This window comes from Myroides sp. LoEW2-1 (genome assembly GCF_009767705.1).
Taxonomy (GTDB): Bacteria; Bacteroidota; Bacteroidia; order Flavobacteriales; family Flavobacteriaceae; genus Flavobacterium; species Flavobacterium album_A.
On sequence record NZ_WSPP01000024.1, the window covers coordinates 1 to 24,973 of the forward strand.

The window sequence follows — 24,973 nt, forward strand, 5'->3', positions numbered from 1 at the left end:
ATATAGTTTATTTAATTGAAGTTAAAAGTAGTTATTATAATTTAATTTATAAAAAAAAACGAACAACTTAAATTGTTGTTCGTTTTATATTTAGAAATAAATTCTTTTAATTGATTGTTGCTCCGTTTTGAACCTTGTCTTCGTCAGGATTAACGAATACTAATTTACCATCTTGGTCTTCTGTCATTAGTATCATACCTTCACTTTCAACGCCTCTTAAAGCTCGTGGAGCAAGGTTTGCTAATACAGTGACTCTTTTGCCAATGATATCTTCAGGTTTAAAGTGTTCTGCAATTCCTGATACGATTGTACGAACATCCATACCAGTATCTACTTTTAATACTAAAAGCTTATTTGCTTTAGGCATTTTTTCTGCTTCTACAATGGTACCAACTCTCAAGTCTAATTTAGCAAAGTCTTCATAGACAGCTATGTCTTTTTGAGGCTCTACTGTTTTTGCAGCAGCGGCATTTGCTTTTTTAGAAGCTTCTAATCGGTCTAACTGTTTTTGTACTTCTTCATCTTCTATCTTAGCGAACAGTAATTCTGCCTGTCCAATAGTATGTCCTGCAGGAATTAATACCTTGTCTTCAGTAATAGTCTCCCATTTAATAGGAGTATCTATTTTTAGAATAGATTTCAGTTTATTAGCAGTGAATGGTAAGAACGGTTCAGCTAAAGTACTTAGTGCAGCAGCTATTTGTAAAGCTACATACATTTGAGTTTTTACTCTTTCTGGGTTCTCTTTGATTAGTTTCCATGGTTCTTCATCTGCTAAGTACTTATTACCAAGACGAGCTACATTCATCATCTCTGACAATGCCTCTCTGAATCTATAGCGTTCTACAGAACTTTCGATAACATTTGGATAAGCTCTTAATTCTGTCAATGTAGCAATATCTACATCAGAGAACTCATTCGGTTGAGGAATTACTCCTTCATAGTACTTGTTTGTTAATACTACCACACGGTTAATAAAGTTACCGAAGATAGCTACTAACTCATTGTTATTTCTTGCTTGGAAGTCTTTCCAAGTAAAGTCGTTGTCTTTTGTCTCAGGAGCATTAGATGTCAAGGCATAACGCAATACATCTTGTTTACCTGGGAAGTCTTCTAAGTACTCGTGTAGCCATACTGCCCAGTTTTTAGACGTAGATAGTTTGTTTCCTTCTAAGTTTAAGAACTCATTTGCAGGTACGTTATCTGGTAAGATATAGCTTCCTTCTGCTTTCAACATCGCAGGGAATATCACACAGTGGAATACAATATTATCTTTACCGATGAAGTGTACTAACTTCGTATCTTCAGATTTCCAATACGGTTCCCAATCTTTGCCTTCTCTTGCAGCCCATTCTTTAGTCGAAGAGATGTATCCGATAGGAGCGTCAAACCACACATAAAGAACTTTTCCTTCCGCACCTTCTACAGGTACAGGGATACCCCAATCCAAATCACGAGTTACAGCACGAGGCTTTAATCCATCTTCTAACCATGATTTTACTTGTCCGTATACATTAGGTTTCCAGTCATTTTTATGACCTTCTAATATCCACTCACGTAAGAATGTATCGTATTGGTCTAATGGTAAGAACCAGTGTTTTGTTGACTTTAAGACTGGTTTGGTTCCTGTGATTGTCGATTTAGGATTGATTAAATCTGTCGCATTTAATGAAGTACCACATTTTTCACATTGATCTCCATAAGCCTCTTCATTAGCACATTTAGGACAAGTACCTGTTACGAAACGGTCAGCTAAGAACTGATCAGCTTTCTCATCATATAATTGTTCTGTAACTTCTTCTATGAATTTACCTTCATTGTATAACTTCTTGAAGAACTCAGAAGCTGTTTGATGGTGGATCGAAGATGAAGTACGAGAGTAATTGTCTAATGAAATACCAAAATCGATAAAAGACTGCTTGATAATACCATTGTATTTATCAATTACTTGTTGAGGAGTAATTCCTTCTTTTTTCGCTTTCATAGAAATAGCTACTCCATGTTCATCACTTCCACATATAAAAGCGACATCTTTTCCTTGCAGTCGCAAAAATCTCGCATAAATATCAGCAGGTACATATACACCAGCTAAGTGCCCAATATGGATAGGACCATTTGTATAGGGTAATGCTGCTGTAATCGTATATCTTTTAGGATCTTGTATCATATATCATTACTGTTAATCTCAAACGAATTAAATAAGAATGCAAAAATAAGCATTCAGAATGGAATTAATGAATTTTATTTAGCTTTAAACACGTCATTTGCAAATAAAAAAGATCTTCTGTAAGGAAGATCTTTTGTGTTATTTATTCTTTTCTTGCTGGATCATTTGTTTCATATCATTGCTTACTTCAAATCGTTTATTTGACGAAGAAGAGCTGTTTTCACTTGTTCCATGCATTGGTATTTCAACTTTTTTATCATCTTGCTTAACAGAATGCTCTTTAGTTTGAGTTGTATCTCCACTCTCTTGTTTTTTGTCATTGCACGAAAGAGTCACAAGAGATACTGAGGCAATAAAAAGTAATTTTTTGTATGACATCATGTATTGTAATTTGAGTTTGTTGCAATATAGCTAAATTAGTTAGTAGGATTTTCTTCTTGTTCTTCTTTTCGCTCTTCGTTAACAATATCGAGCTGATGCAAAGGCAGTTTCTTTTTGCGTAAAAACATGAAGAATAAACATGTTATCGTCCAACTACCCCAAAATAAATAACTCCCAATGCGAAACATTGTCCCCATTGTTTTGTGAGATGTTGTTGTAAGATCTAAGAATGTATAATAAGCCCCAGCAAAACCAGCTAATAAAGCAAAGACTATAACAGTGATACTAATATATCTCGCCGTGAAAAACTTAAACATGGCAAGAATCAGAATCAATATTAATTGAATAGAAAAAATAATTAAAGCGGTTTTCCAAGGAGTTTTAAGTACGGTATATTGGGTATAAACAAAGTTAATGCCTTGCCTGCCAATGAACGACATCCTACCCATGAGTTCAGCTGAAACATAGGACAGTATGAGTTGTACCAAAGCGAGAATTGTAATATTCTTTCCCATTTTATATTAGTTTACAGACCAACCAGTAGTCTCGCTATAGCGTAGTTTAAATTTTTTGGTAATGAATTTAGTGTTGGGATTCTTATCTTTAGCTAAGGCTATAAATGGCGTATACTCCTTATTCAACATAACAGAAGCTGTTGCAGATTTTTTACTGTTATTGTTTAATTGTAAGTTACTGCTATCCCCAAGTGTGTAAAGTATTGTCTTTACTGTTACCTTATCATTTTTTTGATCAATGACATAAGGATGAGCTTTTTCTGCCAATTTTATGGTTACATTCCAAATACTATCTTTAGATAACCATTTCTTTTTTGAGTTCTCATCTTCGAATTCTAAATACCCACCTTTTTCAAGCGTTTTATATTGTTCGATTTGAAGGCTGTCTTTTCTCATTCTTAGTTTTTTTTTGCCAAGCGTTAATGTAGTGCTTTCAAATTCTGGCTTTTCATTTAGGTAGGCCCCGATAGTATCAAAGGCTCTCGATGAGCTAATGTCTTTATTGTTACATGCAGTAAGCGTAAATAGCGTAACTAAGGTAAATACAGTTAGTAAAGATTTTATTTTCATATCTTAAATTTTAATCAAAATTACAAAAAAACTAATATGAGTGTTAAAAACTTTGTGTTATTTAAGTTCTTGGTTCTTTTAGCTTTAGGTGTTGAAGAATGACTGTATCCAACTTTATTACTGCTATTCTTAGGAGTGTATACGTTTGAGGTTAATTGCTAACGGAACGGATGATCCACACCGTTTAAGTATCTGATCTTTTCTGTCTATTTGTAGCTTGTATTTCCGCCTTAGGTTATCCGTTATTGAAAAAGCTTGTGTAATTGAAATTGTGTTTCACTTTTTCCATCTTTATCGGGGAATTGTTAAACTTGTTTAACCCAAAAAGAAAAGAGCACTGAATGAAATAGTCATTCAGTGCTCTCATTATGATACTTTAGCAAGATTTAAATTATTCTCTAACCCAAACCTCAATGTCTTTTTTAGCAACTTTACCATTCGAAAGGGCTTCTAAGGTAAAATGTGCTTTTCCTATCTTAGTATTAGTTGTGAAAACCAAGCTTTCTTTGGTAACTGTTTTGCCATTTTCCGTAAATTCTCTGTTTTCAATACGCACTGTTCCCAAGTCATTACTTAGGTTACTCGCTGTTTTCTCGATTAGTTCCCAAGGAGAATCTTGATCAATTAGGAACTGATCCAAGGCGATAGCAAATTCTTTGTTGGATTTTAAAATCACTTGATTTGTAAAAATCTGAGGAGCATTGTTATCTTCAAATAAAACTTGTGAAGGAAACCAAAAATAGCCACCATCCGGATTGTAAGAAGATGATTCCTCAGTACCTCCTCTTAGGAAGATGTCTTGTATGATACCTCCCTGTTGATTTATGATACGCACCCAGTTATACGATCCTGCTGAGCCGAATTTCTCTCTTTTGATTGTCAAAACAAGGTTGTCAGTATGTGGGTCAATTCGCATTGAAGAGCCATAAAAAGCTAATTTTACTTCCGTTGAATCATGGCCTAAGTCATAGAACTCTGGGTTAACTACTCCCGTAGAAGTGTTTAATTGCGCTATCTTATTTCCACCATTCCACGAGCCACCGTTTGAATTCCAATAAACAAATTCACCGTCATTTGAAACAGTCATAGAACCAGCATTCCACGCACCCCACTGTCCCTTAATGGAAGAAATGCCTAAGTCATAACTTGTCATGTTTATATTACCCAAGTCATTCTTATCAATGGTTTTTGTGTCTAATCTTTTGATTTCTTTATCGTGTCCTAACCACAGTATTCCGTTGTTATCCAGTGTTAGTTGAGTATAATTATCTTGTAGGGAAATTAATAGTTTGTCTGTTTCTACATCAATGATATGTAATTCTTTTTTGTTAGTTACGGCAAAAAGTAATCCATTAGCAACAGCCATATTTCCAGTTTCTGTTGCTATCCCAGCAATTGATCCTTCGACTTCAAGGGTATTGATGTTAAAAATACTTATTCCGCCTGAAGTTGAGATATAGCCTTTACTGGCAGTAGCTCCTACAAAGGCTCTACCATCGCCTCCTATATCTGTTAAGGATTTTACTTCTTTGAGATCTTTGTCAGTTACTACAAGTCTATTGCCCTGTTTAGACACAAAGTAGTAGTAGTCTCCATAAGTAGTGGCAGATTGTGTTGTCACTCCAAATCTTTTACCAGGATTCGCCTCTCTAAAAACGCGATAGAAAGGTTTGTAATTCTTGTCAATGAAGTTTAATGTTCCGTTACTACCGTCATGCCCAAACCAATCTTCGTTAGCAATATAAAATCCTGAAGGTTGTATTAATGGCACAATTTCGTCTTGAGGAATTAGTTTAAAGCCGTCTTCATTTTTCGTTGCTGTGTCATCACTTGAACAAGCAAAAGAAAGGGTTAATAAACCCAACGAAAAAGCTTTTAAATAGGGGATTTTAATCATTTGGTGTGGTTTTAGTTATTTAGTTTTGGTGACAAATGTAGCTTCAACAAGTAAGAATTGCAAAAAAAAAGGAGAAAACACTCATTGTACTGTTCAATCCTATAAATATGTGTATTTTTAAGCAACATTAAACAACTATACTATAATGAAATATATTGGATTGATTGGTCTTGTATGTCTTGGATTGATTGGCTGTGATTCAAAGGAAGGGAAACAGAAAAAAGTGGAAATAACTGATATCAAGTCAACGAAGTTAGGGGTAGAAGAAGCACAGAAAATAATAGAATTGCCTTTGCACTGTATTGAGTTAGAATACCCTAACAGATTGGGGCAGACTTTGGGTAGTGATAGCGATTTAAAAACTCCTAAAACGTTAAGACCTATCTTCTATGGTTGTTACGACTGGCACTCCTCTGTACATGGATTTTGGTCTATTGTTGTTCTGATGCAAAAGTTTCCCGAATTGGATAAGGATGGGGAAATTCGAAATAGACTGAATCGATTAATTACCAAAGAAAACTTAGCTGTAGAGCTTGCTTTTTTCGATGATGTAAACAATAAGAGCTTTGAGCGTACTTACGGGTGGGCTTGGTTTTTCGAACTTCACTCTGCACTCCTACAGTGGGAAGATGAAGATGCACAAAGATGGGCAAGAGTACTACAACCTTTGGCGGATAAATTAGTAGATCGCTATGAAGAATACTTACCTAAATTGTTGTATCCAATTCGTACAGGGACACATAATAATTCTGCCTTTGGACTTTCATTAGCTTTAGAGTACGCGAGGAATACAAACAACTCTACGTTTGAACAAGTCATCATAGAGAGCTCAAAGCGTCTCTATGAAAAAGATATAGACTGTAGCCTTAGTTATGAGCCAAGTGGCAGTGATTTTTTATCTCCTTGTTTTGAAGAAGCAAGACTGATGAGTAAAGTGTTGACTATTTCAGAGTTTGAGCATTGGTTAAAAGCATTTTTGCCCTCAATCTTCGAAAGTAATTTTTCTTTAGATGTGGCTCAAGTATCAGACCGTACAGATGGACAACTGGTACACTTAGATGGTCTAAATTTTAGTAGAGCTACTTGTTTGTACGATATAGCTAAACAGGTACCCTCTCTGACAGAAGTGTTATTGCCTATAGCTGATAAACACTTTGACTCAGCATTTAAAAATATATCAGGTGACGATTATATGGGGAGCCATTGGTTAGGGTCCTTTGCACTGTATACTTTGTTGCACAAATAAGATTGAATGATGGTACTAAAGGATTTGTTTGGCAATCAAAGAGAAGAAAGCTTATTATCAGTACAAACACTGTTGGAAATCTACAATCTGCCAATAGTGGCTGATATTTACCATAATCAACTTTTAGATTTAAAAAGTGATGATCGCGTGGCAGATATTACAAATTCATTTAGTGAATTGTATGACAATGAGCTGGATAGTTTAGAGTTACAAAACTTTTTGTTTTACTTTCATCAAGAAGGTTCTATCTTGAATCTCACTATTTCTTATTGTCATTTATTAGCTGTGAACGAAGCAGTATTTGAGCAGATTCACTTTTACTTTGATGTGTCTTCCAAAGCTTTTGATGAGGTCCTTGTCGGTTATCAAGAAAATAGCAATATTAACAAGGCGCCTGATTATCTCGATAAGAAATCCCAGATCTATCAAGAAAAAGCATTCCCTTGGTTTGTATTTATGTATGACTATCTTTTGTTGCTCAATGACTATGTCAACTTTGACGATAGCGTGTCTGCTTTAGTCAATAACAATAGGGAAGAAGCTTCGCTTGATCTCGATAGGGAATATCATATAAAAAGTGTTTTTCATCAGGGAATATGGTTTAAAGTTGTCAGTCCAAGAGAGGGACTTGCTTTGTTGAAAGAGATAAACAGTGTTAAGATAGGCGATGGCCTCTTGTTTGATGAAGATAGTTTTAATTTTGAAAATGAAGATGGATTTTTCTTAGTAGCTGAAGACGATGTTACTGTTGATTACTTAGACATACAATATGCTGTCGAAGGTTTTAATATAATAGCACTCGGGTATATTTTCTTGGGTAATTTAAGAGTTAAAACGTCTCTATTCAGTCGAGAGGTAGATGCTGCTCCAAGTTTGATCGTGATGAAGGAGCTATATGCCCAAAATACTTTTCTATGTGGTAATACACATTATATTGGCGGAGATGTACGAGGAGAGATGTTATATGCCAAAGGCAAATATGGAAGTTTGTATGTTAAAGGAACACTATTGGTTACTTGTATTGTAACTAATGATATGGCTTGTTATATCAATAAGGTTAATGCAGGGGTTATTATTAGTGATAATAATGTGTATGGTATTGATTTATTGAGAGATGAACATGGTTTTCCTTTGTTTCATTTGAATTTGTATCCTACTACGCATCGCGCTAAAGAGGTTTTTATTGATGAAATTCAAATTGAAGAACGCTGTGGGCAAGGCTTTCCCAATGAAGAAAACTTGATTGACTGTTTTATCGAAGGAAGAAGTGTACTAAAAAGCCCTGTACATAACAATTATGATACCTTTGAAGGCTCTATTGACAAGAGGTTTGACGATATATTTAATCTCATAAGAACCGACAGTTTAAAGATTGATGATGGTCATTTCAATGAGTATTTTTATACTATTTTTGAGTATGGTGATAAACACTATCGAGAGGTCGGAAGACTGGATAAACTGGGACACTATCAGGTCCGGATTCTCCATTGTTTAGAGGATTACGCTTATGAGGCGATGGTAGAATTTTATCAAGATGACAATAAGACTTTTATCAGTGCCTTCAAATCAAGAATGTCTGATAACTTTACGTCAACAAATACAGCCAAGTGTACATTTAATATTGCCGAAGAACTTATTTTTAAAAAGTTTAAGGGATAAGATAATAAAAGAATAAGTATCACTTTTTCTTTTATTATCTCGTTTGATGTAGGGGATATATCCTGTATGGAAATTATCCATCTATCCTATTCTCAGTCCATTCTTTGTAGGCTTATCCATTGTCATTAAAGTAACTTCTTTGCCTTCTACTGCTCCCATAACTAAACATTCACTCATTAAGTTAGCAATTTGTTTTGGTGGAAAGTTAACTACTGCTACGACTTGTTTGCCAATTAGTTCTTCAGTTGTATAAAGCTTGGTAATTTGTGCAGATGATTTGCGTTTACCTATTTCTTCCCCAAAGTCTACAATTAGCTTATAGGCAGGGTTTCTCACTTCAGTGAATACTTCTGCTTCTACAATAGTTCCCACTCTCATCTCTACTTTCGAAAACTCGTCCCAAGTCAATGTATTGTTGTTATTCTCCATTTTTTTTGATTGTGATTAAATTCAAAAGTAATGAAATAATTGTTTTTTTGCTATCCAGTTGCATGATAATTCAAGGTGAGTAAGTACTTACTTATACGCTTTTTCGGAATGTTTTCAGGGGTGTTTTTGTTTGTAAAACAATGACATTTAGCGCTTTGTGTTATTCGCTAATAATGGATAAGAATGCGATTATCTGATCTATTTGAAAAATTAAAATAGGGATAACTGCTCTGGTTCACTTGATGGTAAGTTCAAGAAAGGGAAGATACTGATGATATCGTACTGTCCACGTTCAGGGTTGAATTGACGAAGGGCAACTTGTTCACATATGAAAGAAATGGCTGGTTGGTCAAAAGTAGATTGAGCGATAGATAGCTTTTCAGTGTTTAATTTCCGAGCGATTGACAAGTGAGGTTCACTATTTTTGTAGGAATTAGGGACTGTTATTCTTGCTTGAATATTTTTGGCATAGTCCTGTAATATTGGTTTCGAAAAGGGATCTACTCCCAAGAAGAAAGCGCCATTGGGATATTGACCAAAGTGATCTAAGGTAACTTTTACTGGTTGGTAAGTAGCACATAATTGTTCGACTAAGGCAGCCATCTTATTGATTCCCGTACTATCGGATTTGAATTCAACAATAGTTATGTGAGCTAAAGCATTTTTACTATTGTACCATCCTATTGCCTCAGCGAGTTTTAACTTCATTTGTTTGACTACGTCAATAGTTGTTTCGTCAGGTTGAAAACAGAGGGAATACTTATTAATCATACGTCGCTTATTCGATACTTAGAAAGACAAAAATAGATAAATTGTCCAGGCATTGCTAAATTGTCTGCAATTATACACTAGTCAGATGGCTTTTTATAAGGATTCGAAATTGTGGATAGGTTGGTATTGACTCAACAGCAGTAACAGGTTCTACTGTATTACTGCTGTTGAGTAATCTTAGTGGGTTTTACACTATTTATATTTTTTCGGTTTTGTTCTATAAGATAACCATTCGCCCATGGAAAGGTTCTTTAACGGAAATATTAATATTGTGGGCTTTGGAAATGTATATTTTACAAGGCTCTACCTGGTAAACGAATTCATCTATTAGGCGTGATACCTGCACAATTGGATTTTCAATTTGGTGATTTTTAAAATCAATATTTAATGCATTACTGTCAAAGTCTAAGGCAGAAAATTCTACAACGTATTTCATAATTAATGGGTTTTTAGATTTAACAGTAAGATACGAAATTTTAGTTGGAGAACTTAGTCATTTAGATTATTTAACGTGAATTCGATTCAAATCTGCAGTTTATGACTTCCTCCTATCTATTCCCAACCAGCCTATAAGTTTATACCGATATGCTTCGGTGTTGCGTGATATTTTCTTGCACCTTTCTTCGACAAAAGTGCCCTCTGGGCAAGAAAACCCCTAGAAAAGTGCAAGGAATCCCTAAGGAAGTGCAAGAAAACGCCCCTAATAAAGCATGCTAATCTACTTTGCAAACTACGTTTGACTTATCTTTAACTTCGGTTATTCTGTTACTATATAAGATAGGATTAATCTTTTAAGAAAGATAAGTTCCTATAAATCATTGTTTTAAATAATATTGGCTTTTTTAATCTCTTATATTAAACTCACGTTATTTATATTTTTTCGGAGTTTTATTCGACAAGAGAATGCTTTTTGAAAGTTTCACGTTTGTGCTGATACTGTTTGTTCTTGAGATTATACCATTTCTGTTTGAGGTTAGTATTTAAAAATGGATTTACAAAGGGATTATCTTTAAGGTAAGTAAGGCTATTTTATTGCAATATATTTGGTGGTGGGTTTAAAATATTTATTAATGAAATAGGTGTTTTGTTGTTTATTCATTTGATTTATTGCTTGTTAATAAATAATAATTTCGTTAATTTGTGTGAAATAGTTTTTTACATTTTTGTTTTTTGAAAAATCACGAAATCAAGGATGTGAAATAGAAATGTTATCAGAAAAAATCATGCAACTAAAAGAACAACATCTTAAGAAGGGTGTAAATACAGTACAAATCGTTGTGGCTGTTATTGTTTTGTATTTTATATTCCCATGGCTTATTTCTTTTGGAGAATCGCCGTACAAAGGTTTTATTGCGTTAAGTAAGGGTGTGGAGTATACAGGAGTTCTTGAAACAAGACCCAGTGATTTTGGAAGTGATTTAACGGGAATTGAAGTGACTTATCCAAATGGGAAAACTGATTTTATTATGTCTGATTTAATAACGGACCTTTCTCAAGAGGTATTTTTGGGTAAAGAACACACTGTTTTTATAGATGAAAACGGCAATCAGTTTTGGTTTATATATGAAAGTTTAGTGATTATTTTCTTTAGTCTTTTTGTGTTCTTCTTTTTCCTGAGAATAGTTTTGTCATTGCTTGCTGTTATTATAAGTAAATTGAAAGTAGGGCAAGATAATAGGATAATTGAGAGAACGAATCAAATTACTTTGCTTTTTAAACCATTAACACTCTTATTCTTTGGATTTTTTCTGTATGCATTCTCTCAGTATCGCATTTTTGGTTTTGAAGATGAGAAAGAGTTCTTTTTTATCGCCTTGTATATATATGCTGCTTTCACAGTATTCGTATTCATACGTCGACTAATGCGTTTGAAAAATGACGTTGTTGTCAAAAAAGAGCAAGGTAGTTATGCTAGTTCAAGGAGTACTGAAGAAGTAGACGTAATTACTCCTATCAATAACGATTTGATCAAAAGAGACAAGGTAAAGTACAAACATCAAACATCTCGTTTTGATAGATAAAACGACTGTATGAGCTATTTACCATTAATATTCACTTTATATAGTGGGGCAAGGATATTGACTCTTTTGTTTAGCTTGTGGTTGACTTTTAAGATGACTACTGTCATTGGTAAAAGAAATGTCATCGAAGGTAGAGGTAGGATAAATCGCTTCAGGGTTGTCTATGTTTTTATTGTTGTATATTTTTTATTAGAATTAGCTTTAGGATTAATTCTGGCTTTGAGTTCGAAGATATACGCTGATGCGACTTTTTTTGTTCAAGGGGATTACTACGATGCAAAGATTGTGTCTTTTGATTCTCATAGAAGTAGGGGCTCTGGTTCAAGTCAGACGATGTATACGCCAATAGTAGAATTTCAAACTCGGGCGGGTGAAAATGTACTACACAAGTTATCTTATTCTACCAGTACTAAGCCTCAATTAGGAGATCGTATTTCTCTTTTTTACAAAGAAAAGACCAATGAAGCAGTTAGTTTTGGATTTATAACCACCTTACTTTTTTTGGGTTCATGTTTACTATTGTTTTTTCTTTTGTATTTGCTATGGGGGGCTCTGTTGTATGCTACCGATGCCGAAATGCAGAGATACAATCGTGTTATCAAATTTGTAGGGCTTTGCATCATCATTCCTGCTATAATGATATTTTTTGAAGGGCTTTTAATTATGGCATTATTTTATGGAAACAAAGTGCCTTGGTATGTATCACTTATATTGGTCTTGTTTATTTTGATATTAATGTTTGGTATTTGGGGATACATCAAAATGATACAGTCCAACGATATTAAATGGGTAAGAACAGGGGGCGGAAGTTGGTCTGGAGTGGCAGTTCCTAAGGAGAGTAATGCAAAGAGAAAAGAAAACCCCCTAATTAAGAGAAAGTAAATAGTGGAGATCACTACAAATTGAAAGTCAAATGGCAGTGTGGTAAGACTATCTTCTTATAGCGTTTTTTCAAAACAAATACTACTTTCAATTTCTTGGTATTGACCATAGTTCGGAATTAGTGTATAATTGTTTTTTCGGTAGAGTATTTCAGCTTGTGTTTGACGTTTACCCATTTCGAGAATACAACGCGAATAGCCCAGCGCTTTACTCCATTTTTCTAATTCGGTTAGTATAGTAGAGGCAACACCTTTTCCTCGTGCGTTTGGTTTGGTATACATTCTTTTTATTTCTATAGTATGCTGGTCATAGGGCTTTATAGCTCCACAACCTATTGCAATATTGTCGAAATAGATAATAATGACATGATTAATCTGATCCAATTTGTTGTATTGATCAAAGAAGTCGTGTTCATCTCCATCAGTTGTCTTTAAGTAGTCGTCTAACTCTTTGGTTAGATTGATGAAATCTTCGTTTGTTGCATCTGTTCGGATAATATTTAGCATAGTTGTAGCGATAAATTTATTGGTGTAAAGTTACAGGTTTTTGAAAGTAAGGTAGAGCGCCTGCTGATTGTGTTGCAGTAGATGATGTAAACTACAGTTGACGATAACTTTGATTGTAGAATGATTTTATTGTAATTGTTTGATTATCTTATTGTTGTTGTTTTTTTGTTGAGGTAATTTTATCAGAATAACTTTAAAAACAATTGCGATGAAGTATGTAGTTTACACACTGATTACCTCAATGGTATTTTACGGTTTTTATAAGTTCTATTTCCTAAGTAGTACTGTTTGCATTAGAGATTATGCATGTTATCTTAAAGACCCTATATTTTATGGCGCGTTATGTATCACTGTATTAGTTGATATTCTAATTCTTCACCTTATCACTAAGACACATCAAGAGTTTTAAATTGTTTAATTGATATATTGAGGGAGCCCCATAGAGCTCCCTTATTTTTATTCTTTAGTGACAATCTGCATTGTTTCTCTATTTACTTGTTTGAGTAATAGTGTTTTTCCTGTTAGGATTCGCTCGGCAGAGTTATTGTCAAAGTGTCTTACGGTATACAAAGATACATTCTCGTTATAGCTTACTTTGTAATCATTGACTAATCGAAGTCTTAAATCCTCAAAGTGATTAAACTTATCCTCTACGCATACCGAGAAGCTAATTGCGGAGTTTTGAATTACATTCACCTTGATATTGTATTCACAAAAGAGTTTGAATATATCACTGATATTCTGTTCCATGATGAAAGAGAAGTCCTTAGATGAAAGCGAGATTAACAATTGATTTTTCTTGACAATAAAACAAGGAACTTGCGGAGTTAAAGGTGCCCCTTTCGAGACATTAGTTCCCGCCAAAGTCGGGTTCAGAAAAGACTTGACATATAATGGAATCTCTTTTTGTCGAAGAGGTTGTAACGTTTTTGGATGAATCACTGATGCACCATAGAAGGCTAACTCTATAGCTTCTTGGTAAGAAATATGCTGTAATAATGTGGTATCTTCAAAATAGCGAGGATCAGCATTTAATACACCAGGAACATCTTTCCAAATGGTCACACTTTGCGCTTCTAACGCATAAGCAAAAATAGCTGCAGAATAATCAGATCCTTCTCGACCAAGAGTAGTCGAGAATCCATTGTAATCCGATCCTATAAAACCTTGTGTGATACACAAGTCATCAGTGTTTATTTCTCGTTTAATATTTTCTACTGTTATGTCCCAATTCACATTGGCATCTCGATAAACAGTGTCCGTTTTTAGTGCGTTACGGGCATCAATCCACTTGTTTGTTATGCCGCATTCTTGTAGATAAAAGTGGAGTATTGTGGTGGAGATTATTTCACCGTAGCTTACAATTTGATCGTAAACGAAATTGTAGTTTGGTGATTTGTTGTTTAACAAGAAATAAGTAATCGAATCGAAAAGCTCTTTCAATCGCACAAATACTTGGTGTTCTTTGTCCGTAAATAGTTCGTTTACTATGTCGAAGTGATATTTTTTTACTACTTCTACTGATTCAGCTAAGTCAAAGCGATTTTGGAAATAATTGTGAACCACTACTTCCAGTGCATTTGTTGTTTTCCCCATTGCTGAGGCAACGATAAGGCTATCTTTGTAGCCTACTGTCTGTAATACACGACAAACGTTTTTTACATTTTCTGCATCGCGTACTGAGGCTCCCCCAAATTTGAATACCCTCATGGATTACTGTTTGATAATATTATTTATTCCGTTCTCATTCATTTGTACAGTGTACCAATCTTCTAATACGGTAGCACCTGATTTTTCATAAAATTCAATAGCAGGTGTATTCCAATTTAGAACGACCCATTCCACTCTTCTTACCCCTTGCACTTTAGCGATTTTCATTACCTCATTATAAAGTGCTTTGCCTGCACCAGTTCCCCTGTGGTCTTTGCTGACAATTAAATCCTCTAAGTGGATTGTCTTTCCCTTCCACGTGGAATATCGATTATAATAAAGTGCTATGCCGATTATTTCGTCATTCACTTCAGCGACAATAGCTTCGAAAAGCGGACGTTCACCAAAACCATCTCTGACTAAATCATCCACTGTCAATACTACTGCTTCAGGTTCTTTCTCATAAAAGGCAAGTTCTTGTATTAGTTCTAATACACGAGGCATATCTGTAGCGATAGCTTTTCTAATGTTCATGGTTTTATTTGATTTTAGTTTGGTTATTAGTTCTGTAGAATAACAAAATTAACGATATTTGCAGAATTAAAGACACAACTAAGAATCATTTTTAAAATGACAACAGAAAGAAACCAGACTTTAGGAGAGTTCATTATTGATAAACAAGAAGATTTTAAATATTCTTCGGGTGAGTTTACAAGATTAATTAATTCTCTACGATTAGCTGCCAAGGTCGTAAGTCACCAAGTAAATCAAGCAGGTTTAGTTGACATCGTAGGTGCTTTTGGAAAACAAAATGTACAAGGTGAGCAACAACAGAAATTAGATGTTTATGCAAACGAGGTTTTTATTAAAACTTTGATAAACAGAGAAATTGTATGTGGAATTGCCTCGGAAGAAGAAGATGATTTCATTGCAATTAAAGGGAAAAATGGAGGAAACGACAATAAGTATGTTGTACTTATGGATCCTCTTGACGGTTCTTCAAATATTGATGTAAACGTTTCTGTGGGTACAATATTTTCAATTTATAGACGTGTTACACCAATTGGTACGCCTGTTACGCAAGAAGATTTCTTACAAAAAGGATCAAATCAAGTTGCTGCAGGTTATATTGTTTACGGTTCATCTACTATGTTAGTGTATACAACAGGAAACGGGGTAAATGGCTTTACACTGAACCCTGCAATCGGTACATTCTATTTGTCACATCCTAATATGAGCATCAGTCAAGATGGTCACATTTATTCTATTAACGAAGGAAACTACGTACACTTCCCTCAAGGAGTAAAGGATTATATTAAGTACTGCCAAGCAGAAGAAAACGATAGACCTTATACATCTCGTTATATCGGTAGTTTAGTATCAGATATTCACCGTAACATTCTCAAAGGAGGTATTTATATTTACCCAACAAGTACAAAAGCGCCGAAAGGAAAGTTGAGATTGTTGTACGAGTGTAATCCAATTGCATATATCGTTGAGCAAGCTGGAGGTAAAGCTTCTGATGGATATAATCGCATCATGGATATTGAACCTACTGAACTTCATCAGCGTGTTCCTTTCTTTTGTGGAAGTAAGAACATGGTCGAGAAGGCAGAAGAATTTATGGCACAGTATCCTCAAATATAAGGAGGAGTTTTATAAAGATAATAACAACAAAGGCGATTCACTTTTAGTGAATCGCCTTTGTTGTCATTATCTCTTTAAGCTTTTAATTTCGTAGATAAAAGTTTCTAAATCAACGTCTAATACTAAAAGCGATAAAGCTTTGTCAACAAGGTAATCTACTTCAGTAGTAAAGCCTAAAGCCACTGCGAATTTCTTCAAAATATCCTTTTGCTTCTTACCGAGTACATGGTCAACGTAAACCATTCTTGCCAAATCGTATAATCGCTCAATCCTGTGAATTTCTAAATAGGGAGGATTGACAGGAAACTTTTCAGGGTTTTCCAAGATTTTGATATAATCGTCCTCGGAGATCTCTAAGCGATCAGCTAATTGATCTATAAACTTCTTTTCTTCAATACTAAAGTTTCCATTGGCAAATGCCACTCTTACTATCGAGGCAAAATGGCCTCTGTTGCGGTCTTTAAATCCCGTATCAAACAAATCTGAGTATGCCATCTTATTGAATTATTTGGTTGTTAATATTCTTTGTATAGTAAATTAGTGAAATTATTTTTATTAATTGTTAATTTAAAATAAAAATATAGTCGATGGTTTATCAATAATGTAATGCCTCTAATTTGAAAATAGAATACTAAAGTAAATAGCAAACTTATATGTATTTTTGTTTAACTTGTTTAAAACTCAGAAACACAATTAAAAAACGATATGAGCAATCCTAAGATTACAAAATATGACAAGGCCTACCTAAAAATGGCTAAGGAATGGGGACAACTATCTTATTGTAAACGAAAAAAGGTAGGAGCTATCATTGTAAAAGATCGCATGATAATTTCCGATGGATATAACGGTACGCCAAGTGGTTTTGATAATTGTTGTGAAGATGGAAACGACGCTACCTTTTGGTATGTATTACATGCTGAAGCCAATGCAATATTAAAAGTTGCTCGATCTACTCAAAGTTGTCAAGATGCGACACTTTATATCACGATGTCTCCTTGTCGTGACTGTAGTAAATTGATTCATCAAGCAGGTATTAAAAGAGTTGTTTACCTTGAAGGGTATAAGGATTTAGAAGGAGTTCACTTTTTAGAGAAAGCAGGTGTAGAAGTCCTCCAGATTGCTGAACTTGATTAATGTATTAAATGAAAAAGTTTTTTTGGCCTCTTATCATTACTATTTCACTGTCCTTAGGTATTCTCTTGGGAGGATTCATTACGTCTGCTTCTTATCGTGCCAAAGGCGTTTATTTTACTAATCACAATAAGCTGAAATTAAATAGACTCATTGACTTTATTGAACAAGAATATGTTGATAAAGTCGATACAGATTCTATTGTTGATAAAACGGTTACCAATATTTTAGAACAGCTTGACCCACACTCTGTTTACATTGCGAATGAACAAATGAAAAGTGTTTCTGAATCTATGCAGGGAAGTTTTGTAGGAATTGGTATAAACTATTATTTCTATCGCGATTCAATTGCTGTTATTAAAAGTGTTGCAGATGGACCTGCTCTAAAAGCAGGTATTATGGCTGGAGATAGAATATTAGCTGTGGATGGTTATAAATTGTTTGGCAAACAAGTTACAAATGACACTATTACTGATCGATTAAGGGGAGAGGAAAATACGAAAGCGGTATTGTCTGTTTATAGAAAGAAAACCAATGAAGAATTAGCTATTTCTTTAGCTCGCAATGTCATTCCATTGAAGAGTGTGGATGTTGCTCTTAAACTCGATAATAATTATGGTTACATCAAGTTAAATCGCTTTTCCAGTACTACGTATACGGAGTTTAATACTAAGCTAAAAGAGTTGTTGAACAAGAACATCGAAGGGCTTATTCTCGACGTTAGGAATAATGGTGGTGGCTATTTAGACCAGTCTATCAAGATATTAGATGATTTATTAGATGAGGGACAAGTTATTGTCAAGACGGTAAATAAAGGAGGAGTTGAAAAAGTAACGTATGCAAAAGGCAAAGGACTTTTTAGAGATAAACCCATTTATGTTTTAGTTAATGAAAGTAGTGCTTCTGCCAGTGAGATTATTGCCGGAGCTATACAAGATAATGACAGAGGTGTTGTGGTTGGGCGTAGAACCTTTGGAAAGGGATTAGTGCAAAGAGAGTTAATGTTAGGGGATGGTTCGGCAATTAGATTAACAACAGCAAGGTATTATACACCTTCTGGGCGGTCAATTCAAAAACCATATAAGAATGGCATAGAGGAATACAATAATGATTTAAGGGCAAGGTACACACACGGAGAGTTGTATGCCTCTGATAGTATTAAGGTTGCTGATAGTTTACAGTTTAAAACCCTTAAAGGTCGAATTGTATATGGAGGTGGAGGAATTGTACCAGATGTATTTATTCCCATTAAAGGGAAGCATGGTGAAGATACAACCATTATGTTGATGAGGTCTGGAATCACGAGTTATTTTGTCTTCGAGCAAATAGATAAAGATCGATTAGCTTATGAGCAAATGAGTTCGGAATCATTAATAGATTTTGTTATGAATGACAATCGACTTTACAATCGCTTTATAAAACACCTCGAACAAAATAAACTATACTTTAAATTAGATAGGAGAAAAGAGTTAGTAAAACACTATATCACAGCTGAATTTTTGAATCAACTATTCGACGAAGAAAACTATTATAGATGGTTGATTAAAAGCGATGATATGTTAGAGAAAGTCGATAAGCTTATTAGGAATAACGTAGAGTAAGAATACAAAAAAAGGAGGACATTAAGTCCTCCTTTTCTTTATGATCACATTTTGGGATTACCAAATTTTTACTCTTTCTTCAGGTTTGATGTAAAGTTTGTCTCCTTCTTTGATATCGAATGCTTGGTAAAAAGCATCAACATTTTGTAGAGGAACATAAGCTCTATAATGTCCTGGAGCATGTGGGTCAGTTTTTACTTGGTTTTTGATCGCTTCATCACGAGCTTTCGTTCTCCAAATAGTTCCCCATGAAATAAAGAAACGTTGTTCTGGTGTGAATCCGTCAATATTTCCAGGATGATTACCTTCTTCTTTAAGATAGATTTGTAAACCGTCATAAGCAGCATTTACACCACCTAAGTCTCCGATGTTTTCTCCTAATGTAAATTTACCATCAACAAATACTCCTGGTAATGGCTCTAATGCACTGTATTGTGCCGCAAGTTTGTTTCCTAATGTTGTGAATTGCTCTAAATCAGCATCAGTCCACCAGTTGTTTAAGTTACCATCTTTGTCATATCGAGCACCAGAATCGTCGAAACTATGAGAAATCTCATGCCCGATTACAGCACCAATACCACCGTAGTTGATAGCTTCGTCTGCTTTGTAGTCATAGAATGGAGGTTGAAGAATAGCTGCAGGGAATACAATCTCATTATAGATTGGATTGAAATATGCATTCACTGTTTGAGGAGACATCCCCCAACGTGATTTATCAACTGGTTGTCCATAATCAGCATTGTTTTTCATTACTTCCCATCTCTCTGCATTTTTCATATTGTCGAAGTGATTTCCTCCTTCAGCAGGTGATTTGATTACCATTGCAGAATAGTCTTCCCATTTGTCAGGATAACCAATTTTTACAGTCGTTGTAGCTAATTTTTCTAATGCCCCTTTTTTAGTTTCTTCTGCCATCCAAGGTAAAGCCTTGATGCGCTCACCAAAAGCTGTCAGTACATTTTTAATCATTGCTTGTGCTTTAGCTTTAGCTTCAGCAGGGAACTTTTTCTCTACGTACAATTGCCCTAATGCTTCTCCAACAGTACCGTTAACAACTGCTAATGCTCTTTCCTCTACAGGTCTTTGTTCTTTTGCACCTTCAAGTGTTTTTGAATAGAACTCCCAGTTAGCTTTTTCTATCTCAGTAGAAAGGTAAGATGCATTGCTGTTAATTAAAGTCCATTTTAAATAAGCTTTAATGCTGCTGATATTCTTGTCAGCAAGAATATTGTTTAGCGCTTTCATGTATTTTGGTTGTGAAACCACAACTTTATCAATATTCTTTAATCCTTTAGCTTCAAAGTAAGCTGTCCAATCTACGATAGGCAATACTTTTTGAAGTTCTGCAATCGTCATTGGGTTGTAAGTAAGACGGCTATCTCTTCTTTCAACTCTTGTCAAACGAGGTTCTGCCATTTTTGTTTCTAAAGCTAAAACAAGTTTTGCTTCTTCTTCAGCTTGTTTACTATCAGCTGTGATCATTGATAACATACGAGTAACGTGAGCAACATATTGTTCGCGTTTCGTCTTCATATCTTCGCTATCCTCTAAGTAATAGTCACGGTCAGGTAGGCCTAAACTACCAAGGCTAACGTAAATTGTATTTGCTTTTGAGTCTTTGGCATCAGCGTATACATATGAAGAATAGAATCCTAAACCACCCTCATCAGCAAGGTCGTTGATAAATTTTGTAACGTCTTTTGCTGTAGCAATTGCGTTAATTTTATCTAAGTAAGGTTTTAATGGATCTACTCCTAATTTGTTTCTTGTCGCTTCATCTAAGTATGTTTCGTAAACTGCAACAGCCTTCGCTTGATCAGATTTTGAATCAAGGTTGTGATTTTTAGCAGCTTCGTCTAAGATTGCCAAAGCGTCTTTGTCTGTGTTTTTTCTCAATTCGTCAAAGCTTCCCCATCTTGTTCTATCACTTGGAATTTCAGTTTGGTCATACCAAGTACCGTTTACATAACGAAAGAAGTCATCACCAGGTTTTACTAATGTATCCATATACTCTAATGTGATACCGTGATTCTCTTGGTTTTTTGACTCGTCAGCTTTTTTGCCGTCTTTGCAAGCTACTAAGGTTGCTATAGCAAACGCAGAAGTCAACAATACTTTTTTGTTCATAGTATAAAATAGTTTTCGTTTTTAAAGATATTGTAACAAAAATAGAAAATATCTTTGGTTTATATTTTTTTTGTCAAATTTATTTGTAACTAATGTATTTATAAAGACTTTAACCAATTTATACCTTTGAATTTGTAAGTTTGTACAAACTCAAATGATATGTTCGATTTCTTTAAAAAATACAGATTGTTCTTCCTTTTCTTCTTCCTTTTATGCGCAGGAATAATGGTCATGTTTTATTCTGCATTGAAAACAAGAAAGTCACTTCCAGTGTACACCCCTTCAATGGTAAATCCTGAGATGGTAGATAGTTTGATTCAACATCAAGCTAATAAGAGAACGCATCGTATTGCTCCTTTCAAATTCGTTAATCAGAATGGAGATACTATTACAAATAAAGATTATTTGGGCCATATTTATGTCGCCGATTTCTTTTTTACTACTTGTCCTACTATTTGCCCTATTATGGGGGATAATATGGTCTGGTTACAAGATAAAATTAAAGATTTACCGGGCGTTAAGTTATTGTCGCATACGGTTACTCCAGATATTGACTCTGTTCCTGTATTGAAGCAATATGCACTGGATAAAGGTGTGAATGACGATATATGGAATCTGGTTACTGGAGATAAAAGAGATATTTACTTTATTGCCCGAAATTCTTATTTAGCTGTAAAAACTGGGTCAACAGAAGAATTGTATGATATGGTTCACACAGAGAATTTTATTTTAGTTGATAGTGAGGGCAGTATACGAGGTTTTTATGACGGAACTAATTTTGATACCAAAGACCCTGAGAGTAAGAATATGCAAGAGCTATGGGAAGATATTCAGTGGCTATATGAAAATGAGAAAAAAGAGAAAAAGTAGAGAATACAGTTTAGTTACTTTATTTGTTAGTATAGTAAGAGGAGCTCCATCGAGCTCCTCTTTTTTTGTATAATAGCCAATAGAAGGGTATAATAATGGTCAAAAACGATACTTCTTGCCTACTTTACTGCTTGGTCAGCTGTGTTTTGTAGTAAATCGTGTGGTAGAATAATTGAAAAGTGTATTTTTCTATTTTCTTTGAAATCCTTTACTATTACTTAAACTGAGGTATAGATGTTTGATTTAGTATCAATTCTAATAATAAAACTTTTATAACTAATGGGATAAGTTTTGATATTTGTTTATTTTTGCAATATAAACTAAATCTAAATAAAGTGAGTACGACTTTAGACTTATTGCAAAAAAACACAAAAGGTATCATTGCTGACTACGATATGCAAAATGTTCCTTTGAAGTTATTAGAAATGGGATGCCTACCTGGAAATGAGGTGGTATTGTTGGAAGTTGCTCCTTTAGGAGATCCAATCTACTTGTGTGTAAATGATACACATCTATCGATTAGAAAAGAGTTAGCAAAGGAAATTCTGATTGATATTGAATAAAGAGTAGCCTCTTTTTCTTATTGTTTTTATAACGAAGAGTATTTGATGAAAAATAATGTAAATGTTGCCCTAATTGGTAATCCAAACGTAGGGAAAACTTCTGTGTTTAATGCCTTGACAGGATTGAATCACAAGATTGGGAATTATCCAGGTATAACAGTTGATAAAATTAGCGGTGTAGCTAAGTTAACAGATGACGTTAATGCTAAGATTATCGATTTGCCAGGTACTTATAGTATCAATGCAAGCTCATTAGATGAACGCATTGTATTAGATTTACTCTTTAACCCACAACACGAAGACTTTCCTGATGTAGCTGTTGTTGTCGCAGATATTGAAAACCTCAAGCGAAACCTACTTCTATTTACGCAAGTAAAGGAATTAGGTATCCCTACAGTCTTAGCTATTAATATGGCAGATCGTATGTCTGAAAAGGGAATTACATTAGATATCCAGAAATTAGAAGAAAAATTAAAAACGAAAGTTGTTTTAATCAGTGCGAAGAAAAAACAAGGTATTGATGATTTAAAGACAGCTATTGGCAACTATAGGGAATACTCTATTGAACCTTCAGTGAATGCTACTGCTGCTGATTCTGACTTCTTCGGTAAGTTAGCTTTGACCTATCCAGCAGAACCTATTTACAAATTGTGGATGGTGTATTCTCAAGATTTAAAGATTGGTAAGTTAACTAAGGCGTCTTTGGAAGAAAAGGGGATTCACCTAAGTGAATCTGAGGTAAAAAGACTTCAACAAAAGAAAACAATTAAACGCTATCAGTTTATCAATGACTTACTGAAAGAAGTTTATAAGAAAGATATTAAACAAGCTACTGATTTGTTGAGTAAGGCGGATAGGGTATTAACGCATAAAGTTTGGGGATATGTAATCTTCTTTGCTATTATGCTTTTAGTATTCCAAGCGATTTTTACTTGGTCAAGTTATCCAATGGACTGGATCGATAATCAGTTTGCCAATTTATCTACTTGGGTACACGAAGTGATGGAGCCGGGGAAACTTACTGACTTAATTGCGGACGGTATCGTACCTGGTATTGGTGGGATAATGCCTTTCATTCCTCAAATTGCCATTTTATTTATGTTTATTTCGATTTTAGAAGAAACGGGATACATGAGTAGAGTTGTATTTCTAATGGACAGACTAATGCGTCCTTTTGGATTGAGTGGTAAGTCTGTTGTGCCATTAATTTCAGGAAATGCTTGTGCGATTCCTGCAATTATGTCTGCTCGTAATATCGAGAACCCAAAAGAGCGTTTGCTAACTATTTTAGTAACGCCATTGACAACTTGTTCTGCGAGAATACCAGTATACATTATATTGATTGCGTTAGTGATTCCAGATACACATTTGTTTGGTTTCCTTAGTTTACAAGCGTTGACTTTGACGTTGTTTTATCTGTTGGGATTCCTTTCGGCCTTGTTCTTAGCTTGGGTGTTGAAGTTCTTTATTCGCTCTTCGGCTAAATCGTATTTTGTGATTGAAATGCCTGAGTATAGAGTTCCTATTTTTCAGAATGTAGTTAGTACCATGTATGAGAAAACAAAGGCATTCGTATTGGGAGCAGGAAAGATTATTTTCTTTTTATCTATCATTATTTGGTTTTTAGGGGCTCATGGACCTGGTGAACGTTTTGAGAACGCTGAGGAAATTGTAACTGAACAGTACAAAGGGCAAGAGGTTTCTGAAACTGACTTAGAAGATCATATCGAGGGATATAAATTAGAAAATTCGTATATTGGTATTATTGGTAAATCAATTGAACCAGTTATTAAACCTTTAGGTTATGATTGGAAAATTGGTATAGCGGTGATTACATCCTTTGTCGCAAGAGAGGTGTTTGTGGGAACACTTGCTACAATATACAATGTAGGCTCAAGTGGCGAAGAAGATGAAGATGGTACTATTAAGCAACGAATGAGTGCAGAAGTATGGCCAGATACAGGAAAGCCAGTGTTCACTTTAGCCAGTGGTCTGTCTTTGATGGTATTCTATGCCTTTGCAATGCAATGTGCCTCTACGGTTGCTATCACAAGAAGAGAAACGAAGTCATGGAAGTGGACAATATTTCAATTAGTTTTCCTGACAGCGTTTGCTTATTTTGCAGCAATGTTAACATTCCAACTATTAAAGTAAAATCACGATGGGATATCAAGAAATTATAGCTTATGCTTTTTTAATTATTGCGGTAGGCTATTTGATCAAAAAGAGTTTTTGGAAGAATAACTCTAAGAAAAAAGGTTCTTGTGGTGGGGGTAGCTGCGGTTGTTCCTAATTCACAAACGAGAGATAATCAAAAGGCAGTCTATGTTGACTGCCTTT

At 34.7% G+C, this 24,973-nt stretch carries 25 protein-coding genes; 12 read left to right on the forward strand and 13 right to left on the reverse strand.

Going from position 1 to position 24,973, the window contains the following annotated elements; genetic code table 11:
* Nucleotides 1-106 precede the first annotated feature (106 nt).
* From metG to GOQ24_RS02285, 5 genes are all read right to left on the reverse strand, one after another.
* Entirely contained in the window at nucleotides 107-2,167 is a 2,061-nt protein-coding gene (gene metG, locus GOQ24_RS02265) for a methionine--tRNA ligase (RefSeq protein WP_155090720.1), read from the reverse strand.
* Between the two features lie 138 nt (nucleotides 2,168-2,305).
* Nucleotides 2,306-2,548: a hypothetical protein gene (locus GOQ24_RS02270; protein WP_155090721.1), complete on the reverse strand. Its 243-nt coding sequence runs from the start codon at nucleotides 2,546-2,548 to the stop codon at nucleotides 2,306-2,308.
* Nucleotides 2,549-2,583: 35 nt separating this feature from the next.
* Nucleotides 2,584-3,063, reverse strand: coding sequence for a cytochrome d ubiquinol oxidase subunit II (locus tag GOQ24_RS02275; protein ID WP_160339033.1), 480 nt, complete (start codon nucleotides 3,061-3,063; stop codon nucleotides 2,584-2,586).
* Nucleotides 3,064-3,069: 6 nt separating this feature from the next.
* Nucleotides 3,070-3,633: a hypothetical protein gene (locus GOQ24_RS02280; RefSeq protein ID WP_155090723.1), complete on the reverse strand. Its 564-nt coding sequence runs from the start codon at nucleotides 3,631-3,633 to the stop codon at nucleotides 3,070-3,072.
* Nucleotides 3,634-4,024: 391 nt separating this feature from the next.
* Nucleotides 4,025-5,530, reverse strand: a complete 1,506-nt coding sequence (locus GOQ24_RS02285) for a DUF5074 domain-containing protein (protein WP_155090724.1) — start codon at nucleotides 5,528-5,530, stop codon at nucleotides 4,025-4,027.
* A gap of 145 nt (nucleotides 5,531-5,675) precedes the next feature.
* Here GOQ24_RS02285 and GOQ24_RS02290 point away from each other — a divergent pair, with 145 nt between their 5' ends.
* Together GOQ24_RS02290 and GOQ24_RS02295 are read left to right on the forward strand one after the other, a co-directional pair.
* On the forward strand, nucleotides 5,676-6,776 hold the full coding sequence (locus GOQ24_RS02290; protein WP_155090725.1) for a DUF2891 domain-containing protein: 1,101 nt from the start codon (nucleotides 5,676-5,678) through the stop codon (nucleotides 6,774-6,776).
* A gap of 6 nt (nucleotides 6,777-6,782) precedes the next feature.
* Entirely contained in the window at nucleotides 6,783-8,435 is a 1,653-nt protein-coding gene (locus GOQ24_RS02295) for a hypothetical protein (protein ID WP_155090726.1), read from the forward strand.
* 81 nt (nucleotides 8,436-8,516) lie between these two features.
* Here GOQ24_RS02295 and GOQ24_RS02300 read toward each other — a convergent pair whose 3' ends face one another.
* From GOQ24_RS02300 to GOQ24_RS02310, 3 genes are all read right to left on the reverse strand, one after another.
* Entirely contained in the window at nucleotides 8,517-8,864 is a 348-nt protein-coding gene (locus tag GOQ24_RS02300) for a tRNA-binding protein (protein WP_155090727.1), read from the reverse strand.
* A gap of 210 nt (nucleotides 8,865-9,074) precedes the next feature.
* Nucleotides 9,075-9,635 (reverse strand): 2'-5' RNA ligase family protein, encoded by a 561-nt coding sequence (locus GOQ24_RS02305; RefSeq protein WP_155090728.1) that lies wholly within the window; start codon nucleotides 9,633-9,635, stop codon nucleotides 9,075-9,077.
* 217 nt (nucleotides 9,636-9,852) lie between these two features.
* On the reverse strand, nucleotides 9,853-10,071 hold the full coding sequence (locus GOQ24_RS02310; RefSeq protein WP_155090729.1) for a hypothetical protein: 219 nt from the start codon (nucleotides 10,069-10,071) through the stop codon (nucleotides 9,853-9,855).
* A 787-nt stretch (nucleotides 10,072-10,858) separates the two neighbouring features.
* Here GOQ24_RS02310 and GOQ24_RS02315 point away from each other — a divergent pair.
* Nucleotides 10,859-11,656, forward strand: a complete 798-nt coding sequence (locus tag GOQ24_RS02315) for a hypothetical protein (protein WP_155090730.1) — start codon at nucleotides 10,859-10,861, stop codon at nucleotides 11,654-11,656.
* 9 nt (nucleotides 11,657-11,665) lie between these two features.
* Entirely contained in the window at nucleotides 11,666-12,538 is an 873-nt protein-coding gene (locus GOQ24_RS02320; protein WP_155090731.1) for a DUF3592 domain-containing protein, read from the forward strand.
* A gap of 56 nt (nucleotides 12,539-12,594) precedes the next feature.
* Here the strand turns inward: GOQ24_RS02320 and GOQ24_RS02325 are convergent, their stop codons facing one another.
* On the reverse strand, nucleotides 12,595-13,044 hold the full coding sequence (locus tag GOQ24_RS02325; RefSeq protein ID WP_155090732.1) for a GNAT family N-acetyltransferase: 450 nt from the start codon (nucleotides 13,042-13,044) through the stop codon (nucleotides 12,595-12,597).
* A gap of 208 nt (nucleotides 13,045-13,252) precedes the next feature.
* Here GOQ24_RS02325 and GOQ24_RS02330 point away from each other — a divergent pair, with 208 nt between their 5' ends.
* Nucleotides 13,253-13,453: a hypothetical protein gene (locus tag GOQ24_RS02330; RefSeq protein WP_155090733.1), complete on the forward strand. Its 201-nt coding sequence runs from the start codon at nucleotides 13,253-13,255 to the stop codon at nucleotides 13,451-13,453.
* A 47-nt stretch (nucleotides 13,454-13,500) separates the two neighbouring features.
* Here the strand turns inward: GOQ24_RS02330 and GOQ24_RS02335 are convergent, their stop codons facing one another.
* Nucleotides 13,501-14,754 (reverse strand): aspartate kinase, encoded by a 1,254-nt coding sequence (locus GOQ24_RS02335; protein ID WP_155090734.1) that lies wholly within the window; start codon nucleotides 14,752-14,754, stop codon nucleotides 13,501-13,503.
* A gap of 3 nt (nucleotides 14,755-14,757) precedes the next feature.
* Complete coding sequence (locus GOQ24_RS02340) at nucleotides 14,758-15,228, reverse strand: GNAT family N-acetyltransferase (protein WP_155090735.1); 471 nt, start codon at nucleotides 15,226-15,228, stop codon at nucleotides 14,758-14,760.
* Between the two features lie 96 nt (nucleotides 15,229-15,324).
* On the opposite strand from GOQ24_RS02340, the gene fbp reads away from it, so the two are divergent.
* Nucleotides 15,325-16,341: a class 1 fructose-bisphosphatase gene (gene fbp / locus GOQ24_RS02345; protein ID WP_155090736.1), complete on the forward strand. Its 1,017-nt coding sequence runs from the start codon at nucleotides 15,325-15,327 to the stop codon at nucleotides 16,339-16,341.
* Nucleotides 16,342-16,407: 66 nt separating this feature from the next.
* Here the strand turns inward: fbp and GOQ24_RS02350 are convergent, their stop codons facing one another.
* Entirely contained in the window at nucleotides 16,408-16,836 is a 429-nt protein-coding gene (locus GOQ24_RS02350) for a TerB family tellurite resistance protein (RefSeq protein WP_155090737.1), read from the reverse strand.
* Nucleotides 16,837-17,046: 210 nt separating this feature from the next.
* On the opposite strand from GOQ24_RS02350, the gene GOQ24_RS02355 reads away from it, so the two are divergent.
* Together GOQ24_RS02355 and GOQ24_RS02360 are read left to right on the forward strand one after the other, a co-directional pair.
* Nucleotides 17,047-17,475, forward strand: coding sequence for a deoxycytidylate deaminase (locus GOQ24_RS02355; protein ID WP_155090738.1), 429 nt, complete (start codon nucleotides 17,047-17,049; stop codon nucleotides 17,473-17,475).
* A gap of 8 nt (nucleotides 17,476-17,483) precedes the next feature.
* The gene (locus tag GOQ24_RS02360) at nucleotides 17,484-19,073 is read left to right on the forward strand and encodes a S41 family peptidase (RefSeq protein WP_155090739.1); all 1,590 of its coding nucleotides are present in this window, start codon (nucleotides 17,484-17,486) and stop codon (nucleotides 19,071-19,073) included.
* Nucleotides 19,074-19,130: 57 nt separating this feature from the next.
* On the opposite strand, the gene GOQ24_RS02365 is transcribed toward GOQ24_RS02360, so the two are convergent.
* The gene (locus GOQ24_RS02365) at nucleotides 19,131-21,200 is read right to left on the reverse strand and encodes a M13 family metallopeptidase (protein ID WP_155090740.1); all 2,070 of its coding nucleotides are present in this window, start codon (nucleotides 21,198-21,200) and stop codon (nucleotides 19,131-19,133) included.
* A gap of 159 nt (nucleotides 21,201-21,359) precedes the next feature.
* Between GOQ24_RS02365 and GOQ24_RS02370 the strand changes: the two genes are divergently transcribed.
* From GOQ24_RS02370 to GOQ24_RS02385, 4 genes are all read left to right on the forward strand, one after another.
* Entirely contained in the window at nucleotides 21,360-22,070 is a 711-nt protein-coding gene (locus tag GOQ24_RS02370; RefSeq protein WP_155090741.1) for an SCO family protein, read from the forward strand.
* A 335-nt stretch (nucleotides 22,071-22,405) separates the two neighbouring features.
* Nucleotides 22,406-22,633: a ferrous iron transport protein A gene (locus GOQ24_RS02375; protein ID WP_160339034.1), complete on the forward strand. Its 228-nt coding sequence runs from the start codon at nucleotides 22,406-22,408 to the stop codon at nucleotides 22,631-22,633.
* Nucleotides 22,634-22,678: 45 nt separating this feature from the next.
* Nucleotides 22,679-24,787, forward strand: coding sequence for a ferrous iron transport protein B (gene feoB, locus GOQ24_RS02380; protein ID WP_155090743.1), 2,109 nt, complete (start codon nucleotides 22,679-22,681; stop codon nucleotides 24,785-24,787).
* Nucleotides 24,788-24,794: 7 nt separating this feature from the next.
* Nucleotides 24,795-24,926 (forward strand): FeoB-associated Cys-rich membrane protein, encoded by a 132-nt coding sequence (locus tag GOQ24_RS02385; protein WP_155090744.1) that lies wholly within the window; start codon nucleotides 24,795-24,797, stop codon nucleotides 24,924-24,926.
* Nucleotides 24,927-24,973: the final 47 nt, after the last annotated feature.

Bases quoted from the DNA above. Each gene is read 5' to 3' on its own strand.
- metG (WP_155090720.1), bottom strand. From the start codon at position 2,167: ATGATACAAGATCCTAAAAGATATACGATTACAGCAGCATTACCCTAT.
- GOQ24_RS02270 (WP_155090721.1), bottom strand. From the start codon at position 2,548: ATGATGTCATACAAAAAATTACTTTTTATTGCCTCAGTATCTCTTGTG.
- GOQ24_RS02275 (WP_160339033.1), bottom strand. From the start codon at position 3,063: ATGGGAAAGAATATTACAATTCTCGCTTTGGTACAACTCATACTGTCC.
- GOQ24_RS02280 (WP_155090723.1), bottom strand. From the start codon at position 3,633: ATGAAAATAAAATCTTTACTAACTGTATTTACCTTAGTTACGCTATTT.
- GOQ24_RS02285 (WP_155090724.1), bottom strand. From the start codon at position 5,530: ATGATTAAAATCCCCTATTTAAAAGCTTTTTCGTTGGGTTTATTAACC.
- GOQ24_RS02290 (WP_155090725.1), top strand. From the start codon at position 5,676: ATGAAATATATTGGATTGATTGGTCTTGTATGTCTTGGATTGATTGGC.
- GOQ24_RS02295 (WP_155090726.1), top strand. From the start codon at position 6,783: ATGATGGTACTAAAGGATTTGTTTGGCAATCAAAGAGAAGAAAGCTTA.
- GOQ24_RS02300 (WP_155090727.1), bottom strand. From the start codon at position 8,864: ATGGAGAATAACAACAATACATTGACTTGGGACGAGTTTTCGAAAGTA.
- GOQ24_RS02305 (WP_155090728.1), bottom strand. From the start codon at position 9,635: ATGATTAATAAGTATTCCCTCTGTTTTCAACCTGACGAAACAACTATT.
- GOQ24_RS02310 (WP_155090729.1), bottom strand. From the start codon at position 10,071: ATGAAATACGTTGTAGAATTTTCTGCCTTAGACTTTGACAGTAATGCA.
- GOQ24_RS02315 (WP_155090730.1), top strand. From the start codon at position 10,859: ATGCAACTAAAAGAACAACATCTTAAGAAGGGTGTAAATACAGTACAA.
- GOQ24_RS02320 (WP_155090731.1), top strand. From the start codon at position 11,666: ATGAGCTATTTACCATTAATATTCACTTTATATAGTGGGGCAAGGATA.
- GOQ24_RS02325 (WP_155090732.1), bottom strand. From the start codon at position 13,044: ATGCTAAATATTATCCGAACAGATGCAACAAACGAAGATTTCATCAAT.
- GOQ24_RS02330 (WP_155090733.1), top strand. From the start codon at position 13,253: ATGAAGTATGTAGTTTACACACTGATTACCTCAATGGTATTTTACGGT.
- GOQ24_RS02335 (WP_155090734.1), bottom strand. From the start codon at position 14,754: ATGAGGGTATTCAAATTTGGGGGAGCCTCAGTACGCGATGCAGAAAAT.
- GOQ24_RS02340 (WP_155090735.1), bottom strand. From the start codon at position 15,228: ATGAACATTAGAAAAGCTATCGCTACAGATATGCCTCGTGTATTAGAA.
- fbp (WP_155090736.1), top strand. From the start codon at position 15,325: ATGACAACAGAAAGAAACCAGACTTTAGGAGAGTTCATTATTGATAAA.
- GOQ24_RS02350 (WP_155090737.1), bottom strand. From the start codon at position 16,836: ATGGCATACTCAGATTTGTTTGATACGGGATTTAAAGACCGCAACAGA.
- GOQ24_RS02355 (WP_155090738.1), top strand. From the start codon at position 17,047: ATGAGCAATCCTAAGATTACAAAATATGACAAGGCCTACCTAAAAATG.
- GOQ24_RS02360 (WP_155090739.1), top strand. From the start codon at position 17,484: ATGAAAAAGTTTTTTTGGCCTCTTATCATTACTATTTCACTGTCCTTA.
- GOQ24_RS02365 (WP_155090740.1), bottom strand. From the start codon at position 21,200: ATGAACAAAAAAGTATTGTTGACTTCTGCGTTTGCTATAGCAACCTTA.
- GOQ24_RS02370 (WP_155090741.1), top strand. From the start codon at position 21,360: ATGTTCGATTTCTTTAAAAAATACAGATTGTTCTTCCTTTTCTTCTTC.
- feoB (WP_155090743.1), top strand. From the start codon at position 22,679: ATGAAAAATAATGTAAATGTTGCCCTAATTGGTAATCCAAACGTAGGG.
- GOQ24_RS02385 (WP_155090744.1), top strand. From the start codon at position 24,795: ATGGGATATCAAGAAATTATAGCTTATGCTTTTTTAATTATTGCGGTA.